Source organism: Stenotrophomonas maltophilia group sp. P373 (assembly GCF_053295075.1).
The window spans coordinates 3,831,996-3,845,643 of record NZ_CM129994.1; the positions used below are offsets into that span (position 1 = coordinate 3,831,996).

General features: G+C 67.8%; 11 protein-coding genes. 4 read left to right on the forward strand and 7 right to left on the reverse strand.

The window, feature by feature from the left end:
- The first annotated feature begins 1 nt into the window (after nucleotide 1).
- Together ACSYHF_RS17655 and ACSYHF_RS17660 are read left to right on the forward strand one after the other, a co-directional pair.
- Nucleotides 2-604: a LolA family protein gene (locus ACSYHF_RS17655; RefSeq protein WP_111127543.1), complete on the forward strand. Its 603-nt coding sequence runs from the start codon at nucleotides 2-4 to the stop codon at nucleotides 602-604.
- Nucleotides 605-710: 106 nt separating this feature from the next.
- A complete protein-coding gene (locus tag ACSYHF_RS17660) occupies nucleotides 711-1,487 on the forward strand; it encodes a DUF481 domain-containing protein (protein ID WP_049413237.1) in 777 nt (258 codons plus the stop codon).
- Nucleotides 1,488-1,603: 116 nt separating this feature from the next.
- On the opposite strand, the gene hemC is transcribed toward ACSYHF_RS17660, so the two are convergent.
- The 5 genes from hemC to mdoH form a co-directional block, all read right to left on the reverse strand.
- Nucleotides 1,604-2,515 (reverse strand): hydroxymethylbilane synthase, encoded by a 912-nt coding sequence (hemC, locus tag ACSYHF_RS17665; protein ID WP_061479896.1) that lies wholly within the window; start codon nucleotides 2,513-2,515, stop codon nucleotides 1,604-1,606.
- Nucleotides 2,516-3,078: 563 nt separating this feature from the next.
- On the reverse strand, nucleotides 3,079-3,810 hold the full coding sequence (locus ACSYHF_RS17670; RefSeq protein ID WP_053497027.1) for a LytR/AlgR family response regulator transcription factor: 732 nt from the start codon (nucleotides 3,808-3,810) through the stop codon (nucleotides 3,079-3,081).
- Between the two features lie 10 nt (nucleotides 3,811-3,820).
- Nucleotides 3,821-4,864, reverse strand: coding sequence for a sensor histidine kinase (locus ACSYHF_RS17675; RefSeq protein ID WP_005419547.1), 1,044 nt, complete (start codon nucleotides 4,862-4,864; stop codon nucleotides 3,821-3,823).
- A 3-nt stretch (nucleotides 4,865-4,867) separates the two neighbouring features.
- Complete coding sequence (locus tag ACSYHF_RS17680) at nucleotides 4,868-5,527, reverse strand: alpha/beta hydrolase (RefSeq protein ID WP_111128044.1); 660 nt, start codon at nucleotides 5,525-5,527, stop codon at nucleotides 4,868-4,870.
- Nucleotides 5,528-5,577: 50 nt separating this feature from the next.
- The gene (gene mdoH / locus ACSYHF_RS17685; protein WP_005419550.1) at nucleotides 5,578-7,503 is read right to left on the reverse strand and encodes a glucans biosynthesis glucosyltransferase MdoH; all 1,926 of its coding nucleotides are present in this window, start codon (nucleotides 7,501-7,503) and stop codon (nucleotides 5,578-5,580) included.
- 496 nt (nucleotides 7,504-7,999) lie between these two features.
- Between mdoH and ACSYHF_RS17690 the strand changes: the two genes are divergently transcribed.
- Nucleotides 8,000-10,033, forward strand: coding sequence for a TonB-dependent receptor domain-containing protein (locus ACSYHF_RS17690; protein ID WP_447575857.1), 2,034 nt, complete (start codon nucleotides 8,000-8,002; stop codon nucleotides 10,031-10,033).
- 60 nt (nucleotides 10,034-10,093) lie between these two features.
- Here the strand turns inward: ACSYHF_RS17690 and ACSYHF_RS17695 are convergent, their stop codons facing one another.
- On the reverse strand, nucleotides 10,094-10,264 hold the full coding sequence (locus tag ACSYHF_RS17695; protein WP_188247795.1) for a hypothetical protein: 171 nt from the start codon (nucleotides 10,262-10,264) through the stop codon (nucleotides 10,094-10,096).
- A gap of 214 nt (nucleotides 10,265-10,478) precedes the next feature.
- Between ACSYHF_RS17695 and ACSYHF_RS17700 the strand changes: the two genes are divergently transcribed.
- On the forward strand, nucleotides 10,479-10,865 hold the full coding sequence (locus ACSYHF_RS17700) for a DUF2628 domain-containing protein (RefSeq protein ID WP_014648516.1): 387 nt from the start codon (nucleotides 10,479-10,481) through the stop codon (nucleotides 10,863-10,865).
- 77 nt (nucleotides 10,866-10,942) lie between these two features.
- Here the strand turns inward: ACSYHF_RS17700 and ACSYHF_RS17705 are convergent, their stop codons facing one another.
- Entirely contained in the window at nucleotides 10,943-13,474 is a 2,532-nt protein-coding gene (locus tag ACSYHF_RS17705) for a methyl-accepting chemotaxis protein (RefSeq protein WP_447575858.1), read from the reverse strand.
- Between the last annotated feature and the right edge of the window lie 174 nt (nucleotides 13,475-13,648).

Below are 13,648 nucleotides of genomic sequence, written 5' to 3' on the forward strand. Positions count from 1 at the left end.
GATGCGCCGGTTGCCTGCCCTGTCCCTGCTGGCCTGCCTGCTGCTGGCCGCCTGCGATCGCGCGCCGGCGCCGGCGGGCACCGAGGCCCCGGTACCTGCCGCCGATCCGGCACAGGCGGTGCTGGGCGCCAGCCAGCGTTTCGCCGCCCTGCGCAGCTTCCACGCCGAACTGGAAGTGCTGGGCGCGCCGCAGCGGATACGCAGCGCCATGGACTTCGTTGCACCCGACCGTTTCCGGGTGGAGACCCCGGCCGGGCCGCAGACCATCATCGGCGACACCCTGTTCCTGCAGGCCGACGGTGCGATCCGCCAGGTGCCGGCCCCGCCCGGCCTGCTCGAGCAGTGGCGCAACCCGCTGCCGGCCGACGCCCTGCCCGCCGACCTGAAGGCCGAAGATCTCGGCAGCCAGGCGCTGGACGGGGTCAAGACCCGTCACTACCGGCTGCGCGGCAACCAGCCCGGCGAACGCCTGGAGTACTGGGTGGATGCCCAGGGCCTGCCACGCCAGATCGTGCGCAGCGGCAGCAGCAATGGCCGCAGCTTCCAGCTGCGCCTGCGCTATTCGCGCTTCAACGACCCCGCATTGCGTGTCGATCTGCCCTGAATAGGCGATCGCGGCAACGTTCGCTGAAGCACGCTTTGGATCGATTCGGACCGCCATCACGCTTCCAGTATCATCACCGGCTGTTAACCGTTCCGGAGAAGCCTCGATGTCCCTGCGCGTGTCCCTGCTGATCCCCCTGCTGCTGTGTGCGCCGCTCGCATACGCGCAGGATGCCTCCGAACTGGCGGCGATGTCCTCGCCGTGGAGTGGCAGCGGCGGCGAGCTCGGCTTTGCCTCGGCACGCGGCAACAGCAGCACCGAGAGCTTCAACGGCCGCCTGCGCCTGCGCTACACCGACGGCGACTGGGTGCACAGCATGGACCTGTTCGGCCTGCGCTCCAGCTCCAAGGTGACCGAGACCAATGACGACGGCACCACCACCCGCCGCAGCAACACCACCGCCAACCGCTACACCGGCAGTGCGGGCAGCGCGCTGCAGCTGGGCGAGCACCGCCAGCTGACGGCCACGGTGCGTACCGAGCGCGACGACTTCGCCACCTACGACCGCCAGAGCTCGTTCGGTCTGGGTTACGGCACCCGACTGTGGAACACCGAGCGCTTTTCGTTCGACGCGCAGATCGGCCCCGGCGTGCGCCGTACCCACAGCACCGAGGATGACCGCACCCGTACCGGCATGATCGGCCGTGGCCTGTTCGACCTGAAGTACTCGCTGACCGACAACACCGACCTGGTGAACACGCTGCTGGTCGAGTCCGGTTCGTACAACACCTTCGGCCAGAACGACTTCGGTGTCTCGGTGAGCATGAACGAGCACCTGGCGCTGAAGGCCGGCTGGCAGGCGCGTTACAACAGCGACGTCGCTGTCGACAAGCGCAAGACCGATACGCTGACCACGATGAACGTGGTCTACAAGTTCAAATAAGAAACGGGCGCCAAGGCGCCCGTTCTTCATTTCGGTAGTGCCGGCCGCTGGCCGGCAACAGCGTTCAATCGGCGGCATGAGGTTGCCGGCCAGCGGCCGGCACTACCTGCGGTGCCTCAGACGTTCAGCAGTTCGCCAGCACCATCGTCCAGCAGCAGCTTCGCCACCTGCTGGCCCAGCGCTTCCGGATCGCGGGCCGGACCCACCGCTTCGGCACGCACGGCGCGGCCGTCACTGGCGCTGCCGACCAGGCCCTGCAGGTGCAGGTCGTCGCCCTGCCACTGCGCGATCGCCGCCACCGGCACGTGGCAGCTGCCATGCAGCGCGCGGTTCATGGCCCGCTCGGCTTCCACGCAGGCGCGCGTGGCGGCGTCATCAAGCGTGGCGAACAGCGCCATCAGGCGCGTGTTGCCTCCGTCGCACTCTACCGCCACCGCGCCCTGCGCCGGCGCCGGCAGCCATTGTGGCGGCTGCAGGCGCGCGACGATGCGCTCGCCCAGGCCCAGGCGCTCCAGGCCGGCCACGGCCAGCACGATGGCGTCGTAGCCACCGTTGTCGAGCTTGGCCAGGCGGGTGTTGACGTTGCCACGCAGGTCCAGCAGCTCCAGGTCCGGGCGCAGCGCGCGCAGCTGGGCCTGGCGGCGCAGCGACGAGGTGCCGACCCGCGCGCCGATCGGCAGCGCGTCCAGCGAGGCGTACAGATTGGAGACGAAACCATCGGCCGGGTCGTGCCGGGTCAGCATCGCCGGCAGTGCGAAGGGCGCGTCCAGTTCCATCGGCACATCCTTCAGCGAGTGCACGGCGCAGTCGGCCTCACCCCGCAGCATGGCCAGCTCCAGTTCCTTCAGGAACAGGCCCTTGCCACCGATGGCGGCCAGCGAGCGGTCCAGCACCTCGTCACCGCGGGTGCTCATCGGCACCAGTTCCACGTGCAGGCCGGGGTGGGCCTGGCGCAGGCGGTCGGCGACGTGTTCGCTCTGCCAGAGGGCGAGCGGGCTCTTGCGGGTAGCGATGCGGACAGTTTCCATCCGGTCATTATCGCGCCTTCGGCGCGGATACGGCCAACGGCGGAGCCCCTCGTGGCTGGTGCATCGGCTGGATCTATCGCGCTTGGCCGGGCGGGGTGGGTTCGCGGGGGACGCCGTGAATCCGTCCGTGGAGGCTTGGCCGCGGCATCCATGCCGCGGACACCCCCGCGAACCCACCCCACCCGGCCTTTGACAGGTTCCGTGTGCGCCAGCCACGGAAGATCAAAAAAAAAGAGTGCAGAAACAAAGGCAACAGCCGGCGGCTTCCGGGGTCAGATCCCTTTTCCGCAGGAAAAGGGATCTGACCCCTCTTCCCCCCTCGATAACAACAATGCCTTTGCCGTCCGTCACCGGGAAATTCGCGAGGGTGAGGCGGGATGGGCGGGCGGGACCGTTGGCGCCATGGATGGCGCCATCGAGCCCCCATGGATGGGTTTACGGCGTGTCCCGCCCGCCCATCCCGCCTCACCCAACACGCAACAACACAGAGCCGACAACCCGCTGTTGCTGTTGCTGTTGCTGTTGATTTCACAGCAGTCGCGGCCGCAGGCCGCGCGGAACTCTCACAAGTGCCGCAGTTCCTGCTTCAGCGTCGCCACGCACCGGCGGCTGACTTCCAGCGGCTGCTTGCCATGCCGCAATACCGCCTGCACCTGCCCGCCCGAGCCTCGACGCAGCTCCACCAGCTCGTGGCGTGCCACCAGGCAGTTGCGATGGATGCGGATGAAACGGCTGGCGAACTCTTCTTCCAGCGACTTCAGCGATTCCTCGATCAGGTCCTCGCCGCGCGCGTGGTGCACCACCACGTACTTCTCCTCGGCCTGCAGGTAGTGGATATCGTCCAGCGGAATCAGGCGCAGGCTGCCGCGCAGGCGTGCGCACAGCACGCTGCGTGCCTGCTGCCCGCTGTGCTCCTGCGGCCGGCCATCGCGGCCGGCCAGGAACGTGCGCGCACGTGCGATCGCCGCCGCCAACCGTTCGGCACGCACTGGCTTCATCAGGTAGTCGATCGCTGCAGCCTCGAACGCCGACAGCGCATGCGCATCGTAGGCGGTGCAGAACACCACCGCAGGCCGAGGTTCGAAGCTGGCCAGGTGGCGGGCCGCTTCCAGGCCATCCAGCCCGGGCATCGCGATATCCAGCAGGACCAGGTCCGGCTGCAGCTCCGCGCACGCGTGCAGGGCCTGCTCACCGTTGCCGGCCTCGGCCACCACGTCCACGCCGTCCTGTGCCGCCAACAGGCTGCGCAGGCGCTCGCGCGCCAGCGGTTCGTCGTCGGCGATGACTACCCTCACGATCGTTCCCTCACTGGATCGGCACTGTCACCTGGCAGGCATAGTAGCCCTCGCTCCAGCCAGCCGTCATCCGCGCGGTGCTGCCGAAGCGCCAGGCCAGCCGATGGCCGATGCTGTGCTGGGCATGACCGGCGCCGCGTGCCAGCGCCAGCCCCGGCGCCTGCGGATCGGGTGCCGGGTTGCGTACGCGGATCTGCAGTTCATTGCCCTCGCGCGCCAGCTGCAGTTCGATGGTGCCGCCGTCGGGCAGGCGCGAGATGCCATGCAGCACCGCGTTTTCCACCAGCGGCTGCAGTACCAGCCTTGGCAAGGGCAGGTCCCATGGCAGCGGCTCGTCGCGCTGCCAACGCACCTGCAGGCGTTCACCCAGGCGCAGCGATTCGATCGACAGGTAGCGCTCGGCCAGCTCGCATTCGTCGCGAAGGGTGGAATCGCCCTCGCCCGCCCCCAGCGCGGCACGGAACAGATCGGACAGGTCCAGCACCGCGCGCTCGGCGACTGCCGGGTCACGATGCAGCAGGCTGGCGATCAGGTTCATGCTGTTGAACAGGAAATGCGGGCGGATACGCGCCTGCAGCGCGTCGGCCTGCGCGCGCGCGTTGGCCTGCACCTGCGCGGCCCAGCGATCGCTTACGTAGAAGTAGCGCAGCGCCAGCGCGGCGATCAGCGCCGTGGTTGCCGCGCTGCCGAGGGTGAAACGCCAGAAGCTGATGCCGCTGGCGAAGCTGTCGCCCAGCACCGCGTACAGCGCGTGCACGATGCCGGCGCAGACCACCGCGATCAGGGTTGCCAGCACGGTCGCCGCAATGGCGCCCAGCACCGGCGGCAGCCGCGACAGGGTCTGCCGCAGCAGGCAAAGGCTGGCGGTCACCGCCAGCGCCAGCCACAGCGCGAATCCGCTGGCCGACAGCAGTTCGCCGAAGGTCCAGTGACGGCTGCCGTCCGGCGCCAGCGCCAGTACCACCACCACCAGCTCGGCCAGGCCGAGCATCGCCGCCAGCCGTGGCAGGCGGCACAGTTCCGGCATCCACGGCGGTGTGCTGGCCGGCGACATGGCTCAGGCGGCGCCCAGGCGTTCCTGCAGCCAGTCACCCAGTGCCTGGATCTCCTCGGCACAGACCTGGTGGGCCATTGGGTAACTGTGCCACGCCACATCCAGGCCCAGCGTATGCAGCGCCTGCGCGCTGTGCGCTGCGACGGCCTGAGGGATCACCGGGTCGCCACTGCCATGGGCCATGAACACCGGCACCTGCACCGCGCCGTCAACACGCGTGGCGCTGTCGGCTTCGGGCAGATAGGTGGACAGCGCGATCAGGCCGGCCAGCGGTGCGGTACGCGAGAGCGCGGCCGTCAGGATGATCGCCCCACCCTGCGAGAAGCCTGCCAGGAAGATCTTCTCCGGCGCGATGCCGCGCTCGATCTCGCGCGCGATCAGTGCGTCCAGCTGCACCACCGATTCCTGCACGCCGGCCATGTCGGCGCGCGAACGGAAGTCCATGCCCACGATGTCGTACCAGCCGCGCATCGGCACGCCGTTGTTGATCGTGATCGGCCGCACGGGTGCGTGCGGGAACACGAAGCGCAGCGCCGGCCAGTGCGGCCGCACCAGTTCCGGCACGATCGGCGCGAAATCATGGCCGTCGGCGCCGAGGCCGTGCAACCAGATCACCGACCACTGCGGCGAGGCGCCGGTTTCCTGTTCCACCGTTTGCAGCATGATGCGGCTCCTTCAAGTTCGAGCCGCATTATGCCGCTGGCGCGGGGCAATCAGTACAGCGGCGGTTGCTCGGCCGCTTCCCGCCGCAGCTGCGCGGCGCGTACCAGCACCGGTGGCGGGATGTTCTCTTCGGGGATATCGAGCAGGCCGAGGCGATGCAGGAAAGCACCGGGGCCGCGCGAGGAGGTCAGCGCCACCACCGGAACGGCCAGAACCATGCCGATCACCACCGGCGCCATCCAGGCCGCCAGCGACGGCGATACCGCCCAGGCCAGCACGCCCATGAAGGCGCCGAACACACCCAGGCCACCGTAGCCACGGATCAACGCCATCCATGAGATGCCGCCGTCGTCACGCTGCTGCGCGTCCCAGCCGGAATCGCGCCCGGACAACACTTCGGCCACGCCGCGTGACTGCACGTACATCACCACCGGCGCCATCAGCGCGGCGAGCACGGTTTCCACCAGCATCGATACGAAGGCACGGATCGGACCGCCACAACCGCGGCGGTCGACCGGGTCCAGCAGCATTGCCAGGTAGCCGAGCACCTTGGGCAGCAGCAGCACCGCCATGGTGGCGGCGAACAGGCGCACCACCTGCTCTTCATCCTGTGCGCGCCAGTACACGCTGGGCGACAGGTGCAGCAGGGCGTTGAAATCGATGCCTTCCTGGAACAGCGGGATGGCGATGCCGATCAGCATCAGCATCGCCCACATCGGTGCGGTGAAATAGTGGCCGATGCCGATCAGCATGTGCGTGCGGCTGATCCAGTGCAGCCCGCGGCTGCCGACCACCTTGCCGTGCTGCAGGTTGCCCTGGCACCAGCGCCGGTCGCGCACCAGCAGGTCGGTCAGCGTCGGCGGGCCTTCCTCGTAACTGCCACCGAGGTAGGGCACCATGTGCGCGGCCCAGCCGCCACGACGCATCAGCGCCGCTTCGACGAAATCGTGGCTGAGCACGTGGCCGCCGAACGGCTTGCGCCCCGGCAGCGCCGGCAGGCCGGCGTGGTCGGCGAAGGCGCGGGTGCGAATGATGGCGTTGTGGCCCCAGTAGTTGCTCTCGGCGCCGTGCCACCAGGCCACGCCGCGGGCGATCACCGGCCCGTACACGCGGCCACCGAACTGCTGCATGCGCGCGAACAGGGTGCGGCCGCCGATCACCGACGGCAGGGTCTGGATCAGTCCGACGTCGGCGTTGTGTTCCATGCCGGCCACCAGGCGCACGATGCTGTCGCCGGTCATCAGGCTGTCGGCGTCAAGGATCAGCATCTGCGGGTAGGCACCGCCGAAGCGGCGGACCCAGTCGGCGATGTTGCCGGCCTTGCGCCCGCTGTTGTCACCACGGCGACGATAGAACAGGCGCGTCTGCCCCTCCGGCACACGCTCGCGCAGCTCGGCGAACACCTGTTCCTCGGCAGCGGCGATGTCCTCGCGGCGGGTGTCGCTGAGCACGAAGAAGTCGAAGCGGTCGAGCTGGCCGGTGGCCGCCACCGACTCGTAGATCGCCTGCAGGCCCGCCAGCAGGCGGCGCGGGTCTTCGTTGTAGGTCGGCATCAACAGCGCGGTACGGCTGTGCACGGCCGGCAACGGCTTGTCCGGGTCGATGCCCAGGCGATAGCCCCGGTCGAACACAGCGGTCAGGAAGCCGGCCAGGGCGCTGGCAAAGGAGAGCGCGATCCAGGCAAACAGGCCGACGAACAGCACCAGCAGGCAGGCTTCGAGCACGCTGATGCCATTGGCCGACAGCACCCGCCACATCATCCGCGTAGCCACGGCGGTCATGCCGAGCGTGCCACCAAACAGGTACAGCCGGCGCAGGCCGATCAGGCGCGGCGAGGTGCGATGCCGCCGGACCTTCAGTGCGCCTTCGCGCAGGGTCTGTTCGGGCATCGGCAACGGCGATTCAGCGGGCAGCAGCGCCCAGCCGGCATCGAGCCGGGGCGTTCCTGCTTCCGCATGGATGGTCTGCACCCCCATCGTCGCTTACTCCGCGCCGTCGGCACGGCCGGCCATCCCGGCCGGGCTGCATGCACCAAGGTTCCCGGCGCGCTTTCCCGGCGCCCGCACTTGTCCTGGCTGTGTCGGCCTCACGCCGCACAGTCGATGTCTGTCACTACCGGAACCCACACGATCTCCAACGGGGCGGAATCGAAAATGCGGCCCAGTCTAGGGCCCAGAATGTAAGCCGGGTGCGAAGGTCTACACCGGGATTTGTCCCCATTCAGCAAATAGCAGGCGATCACGCCAGGGCGTGGCCAGATGTCACTGCATCGCCCCCGGTACTGGATCGTAACAAACGCGAACGGTTATCATTTAATCAACCAGGCAGGTCACCGTCTTCCGCGCGGCCGCGACCCACCCAGCTGCGCCGGTCCAGACCGCGCACCCGACGACCCACGGAAGGGGGGGCTGCCTGCTGTCTGCCTGCGCCTGCTGCTTCCACCGGGTCACCCCACCTCCCATGGAAGCCGTCATGTCCCTGTCGTCCCGTTCCCGTTCCGCGCGCCTGCCGCGCACCCGCCTTGCCACCGTCTGCCTGCTGGCCCTGCCCGGCCTGGCCGCCGCAGAGGCCGCCGCCGATGCCTCCACCAAGGACCTGGATACCGTGGTGGTCACGGCTTCAGGCAGCCAGCAGTGGATCAAGGATGCCCCGGCCAGCATCAGCGTGATCACTCGTGAGGACATCGAGCGCCAGCCGGTACCGGACCTGGCCGCCCTGCTCAGCCGCGTACCGGGCGTGACCGGCGGCCTCAGCGCCGTCGGCGAGCAGTCCAAGATCAAGCTGCGTGGCATGCCGTCCAACTACACGCTGGTGCTGGTGGACGGCAAGCGCATGGGCAGCTCGGCCTCGACCAACTATCGCCCCGACCTCGGCCGCCAGGACCTGAACTGGATCTCGCCGGACCAGATCGAGCGCATCGAAGTGGTGCGCGGGCCGATGTCGTCGCTGTATGGCTCCGATGCGATGGGCGGGGTGATCAACATCATCACCCGGCGCATCGGCGACGAATGGAACGGCAGCGCCACCCACAGCTACACCCGCCCGGCTGACGGCAAGCGCGGCGATACCCAGCAGATCGGCGCCACGTTCTCCGGGCCGCTGGGCGAACGCTTCGGCCTGCGCATCGGTGCCAACAGCATGCGCCGCGATTCGGACCGCTCCAACGGCGGTGTCTCCGGCAATGCCTACGCGGGCGAAAAGGACCGCAATGTCGATGCGTTGCTGCAGTGGAAGCTGAGCGACGCACAGGAACTGTCGCTGGAAGCCGGGCACGGCGTGCAGCAGGCCTTCATCGATGCGTCGCTGGAAAAGCAGGACGAAGGTGCCTGGGGTGCCAGTGAGCTCAAGCGCAGCTCGCTGGCGCTCAACCACAATGGCAAGTGGCGCTTCGGCAATTCGAAGATCAGTGCGTACTGGACCGAGTACAGGAACGACATCGGTGCTGCCGGCCGTTCCGAAGCCACCGATACGATCATCGAGGGCAGCCTGACCACGCCGTTCACCCTCGGCGTTGAACACCAGTTCGCCGTAGGCGGCCAATGGAAGCGGCAGGAGCTGACCAACACCGACACCATCGGCCGCGCGCCGATCGACTATGCCGGCAACGCGGTCAGCGGCTCCACTCTGGACGTGGACACCTGGGCGCTGTTTGCCGAGGACGAGCTGAAACTGCACCGCACCCTGGCCCTGACCGTGGGCGCGCGCCTGGACCATCACGAGCAGTTCGGCGGCCACGTCAGCCCGCGTGCGTACCTGGTCTGGCACCCTGCCGAACAGTGGACGATCCGCGGTGGCGTCTCCAAGGGCTTCCGTGCGCCCAGCCTGACCGAGAACTCGGCCAGTGCCGCTACCCAGTCCGGGGGCCGCGGCTGCACCTCGCTGATTCCGCTGGGCTACACCCGTGGCGGGTGCTACATGGCCGGCAACCCGGACCTGGATCCGGAGACCAGCACCAACCGCGAGATCGGCATCAGCTTCGACAATGACCTGATCGATGTCGGCGTGACCTATTTCCACACCGACTTCCGGAACAAGATCGAGTACGCACCGCTGGGCCGGTTCAACGGCATCTGGTGGACGCGCATGAACAACGTACAGCGCGCGCGCACCCGCGGCATGGAAGGCAACCTCAACGTCCGCTTCGGCGAGCAGTGGCGCTGGCGCACCTCGGCGACCTGGATGAAGGAAGCCAGGAACCTGACCACCGGCCGCAACCTGATCGATACACCGGAGTTCTCCGGCTATTCGTCGCTGGACTGGGCGCCCAGCACGGTGTTTTCCGGCAGCCTGTCGGCGCAGTACACCGGCAGGCAGACCGGCACCGCCACGACCTTCCTCAAGGCCTATACGCTGTATGACCTGACCGCGGCATGGAACGTCAACGAAGTGCTGACCCTGCGCGGTGGCGTCAGCAACCTGGCCGACAAGAAGCTGTATGCGGAAGGCTCCACCGACTACTTCGTCGCCGGGCGCAGCTACTTCCTGAGCATGACCGCGCGGTTCTGACCGGCGGCACGCGCCGTGATCGCGCTGGCGACATGCCAGCGCGATCGACGGTGTTGCGGGTTACTCGCGTTCCAGCGCGGTCGGTGCCGCATCCCGCGTGGCGGCCGTGCGCGCACGGTCCATCGCCACCGCCAGTTGCTGGCGTGCGAGCAGTTGTTGTGCCTGCACCACTTCAGGTGTCGGCAGGAGCACCGGTCCCGGTGCGTTTTCCGGTGTAGCAGCTGTGGTCATGCAACCTCCATGGACATCCCGCCGCCGCACGGGTTCAGCCGGGGCGGCAGCGGAACTGCGCACCCTATCCTAAAAACAAGGCGGGCGGGTGACGGCGCGGCGCTTGGCCGCAGGCGCGCGAACAAGGCAGGCGTCACATTCTTGACGCTAGCGCTTGGATCCTGAATAGGACTTGTCCTATCATGAAAACGTTTTCTCACAGGGATGTTTCCCAATGAATACCACTGACCTGTCCCAGTTCAGCCCGAAGTGGCAGTTCCGCTTCAACTTCTTCCGCCAGCACGGCGCCCCCAAGAACCCCGGCTTCAAGCAGGCCTGGAAGGCACTGTCCTTTGGTGACCGCCTGAAGATCAACCTGAACTTCTTCGCGTTGTTCTTCGGTGCCATCTACCTGCTGATTCTCGGCATGTGGCGCAAGGCACTGGTGGTGATCGGCATCAACATTGCGCTGGCCATCGTCAGCATGTTCCTGCCGGATGTCGTCGGGCGCATGCTGTTCATCGCCATGAACCTGCTGGTCGCCTCCAGCACCAACTACAGCTACTACCTGGAAAAGGTGGAAGGACGCGCCAGCTGGAATCCGTTTGAAGGAATGTTCTGAGCCATCAGACCTGCGCAGGATGCGCGGCAAGGATGCATGCGACGCCCGGCAGCCGCCGGGCGTCTTCGTTTCCGGCATCAGGCCACGCGGCGGGCCATGCCCTCCGGCTCGGCCTGCAGGCGGAAGCGCGACACCGCCACTGCCAGCTGCTCGGCCTGCTCCTCCATCGCACGGGCGGCGGCACTGGCTTCCTCCACCAGCGCGGCGTTCTGCTGGGTGGTTTCGTCCATCTGCACTACGGTCTGGTTGACCTGCTCGATGCCGGCAGACTGTTCGCGCGACGCGGCCGAGATCTCGGCCATGATCTCGTTGACCCGGCCGACCTGACCGACGATGTCCTGCATGGTGCGCCCCGCACCGTGCACCAGCTGCGCGCCGGCACCGACCTGGGCCACCGAGGCGTCGATCAGCTCCTTGATCTCCTTGGCAGCACCCGCCGAGCGCTGCGCCAGCGCCCGCACTTCACTGGCCACCACTGCGAAGCCACGGCCCTGTTCACCGGCGCGCGCCGCTTCCACTGCGGCGTTCAACGCCAGGATGTTGGTCTGGAACGCAATGCCATCGATCACCGAGATGATCTCGGCGATGCGCTGCGAAGACGCCTCGATCTGCTCCATGGTGTGCACCACCTGGCTGACCACCTGGCCGCCTTCGCTGGCCACGCCCGCTGCGGAACCGGCCAGCGTATTTGCCTGCAGCGCATGGTCGGCGTTCTGGCGCACGGTGGAGGTCAGTTCTTCCATCGACGCGGCGGTTTCCTCCAGGTTGGCGGCCTGCTGCTCGGTGCGGCGCGACAGGTCACTGTTGCCGGCGGCGATCTCACCGGCGGCCAGGCGGATGCTGGCCGCCGACTGCTGGATCTGGCCGACGATCTGGGTCAGCTGCTGCACGGTGCTGTTGGCATCGTCGCGCATCACCGCAAACACGCCGTGGAAGTCGCCCTGCATGCGCGCACTGAGGTCACCGGCGGCGATCGCGCGCAGCAGCGTCGACAGTGCCGCCAGGTTGTGGTCGCTGACCTGCATCATTGTGTTCAGGGTCTCCACCATGCGGCGGAAATCATGTTCGAAGCGCAGTGCATCACCGCGCACGGCGAAGTCACCGGCGGCGGCGGCGGCGGCCAGTTGCTGGATCTGCTCGTTGATCGCGGCCAGGTTGCGCTTGGTGGTCGCCATTGCGGCAGTGAACACCGCCTTCTCGCCCGGCAGCACTTCCATGTCCACGCTGAGGTCGCCCACGGCATAGCGCTGCATCACTTCAACCAGGCGCTGGGTGACCGCATTGCTGGAGGCCACCAGCTGGTTGCTGTCGGCCACCATGCGGCCGTACTCGCCCGGGAAGGCCGCAGCATCCATGCGATAGCTGAGTTCACCGGCATCGTGCCGGCGCGCCATTTCGGCCTGCGCAGCCATCACCGACTGCAACTGCCCACGCATGCCCTGCATTGCGTCCAGCAGGCGCCCCACTTCGTCGTTGCTGCGCGCCGGCAGCGTGCTGTCCAGCTTGCCGGCGGCGACATCACCGGCCACGCGTACCGCTTCGGCCAACGGGCGGATCGCCAGGCGGCGCAGCAGCACGTAGACGCCGGCGCTGAGGGTCAGCGCGGCGATCACGCCGACCAGCAGGGTCAGCCACAGCAGCTGGCGTGCCTCAGACACGATCACCGCATGCGGCATCACCACGCCCAGCGCGAAGCGTTGCGGGGCGTCGCCCACGCGCAGCGGCACATACACGCGTACGTTGCCGGCCGCGTCGGGGCTGAAGGCCTCGAACGGACGGTCGGCGGCGATGTCGGCCAGCATGCTGCGGGTCAGGGCATCGTTGCGCGGCTTGCCGATCTCGGCGGCATTGGCCGAGGCCAGCACCACGCCCTTGGGCGACAGCAGTTCGACGCGGCCAGCCCCCATCGGCTTCAGCGTTGACAGGTGCTTCTGCAGCGCTGCCAGCGAGAAGTCGACGGTGAACACGCCCAGGAATCTGCCGTTCTCGATGATCGGCGTGCTCAGGGTGCTCATGAGCACCTTCTGGCCGGCGATGTCATAGGCGTAAGGTTCGCTGACCTTGGGCAGCTTGTCGCGGCTGGGCACCATGTACCAGTCACCGGAACCGCTGGCAGTCTCGGTGTAGTCGGTCATCACCGACTGCTGCGGTTTGCCGTCTTGCCAGGCCCAGTAGCTCATGTAGCGGCCGGTGGCATCGTGTGCTTCGGAATTGACGAACTCCGCATCCTTGCCGTCGAAGGCATCGGCCTCCCACATGGTGCTCTTGCCCAGCCATTGAGGATGAGCACGCAGCTGTTCGCCGAGCACCGCCGCCAGGCTGGCGCGGTCGGGTATGTCACCACGGGCACGCTGGGCCAGCACGGCCTCGACCATGGCGTCATTGCTGGCGAAAGCGGTGCCCAGATCAGCTGCCACCTGGCGCGCCTCGGCGTTGGCCTCGCTGGTCATGGTCTGGCGCGAGGCGCTGATCAGACTGGCGCTGGCCTGTCGGTAGATCAGGAAGGCGGTCAGGCCGAAGCACAGCAGCGCGATCACGGCGGTGCCCAGCATCAACTTGTGGGCGATGCTGCCTGGGCGTTGGGCAGTGGCAGAGCGGGAAGAAGACATGGGAGGGTCCGCAAGGCAGTTCAGGACGACCGGCACCACGAGGGCACCGCGCAGGCGCGCGATCTGTCGCGCAGGCCACCGGCCGCCGGGGCGCGCCCGGCGCTGGAAGCGCACTGGGTTAGCGGCCGCCCGCCAACGAGGTTGAGGCGGGCGGCCTGCACATTCCTGAATCCG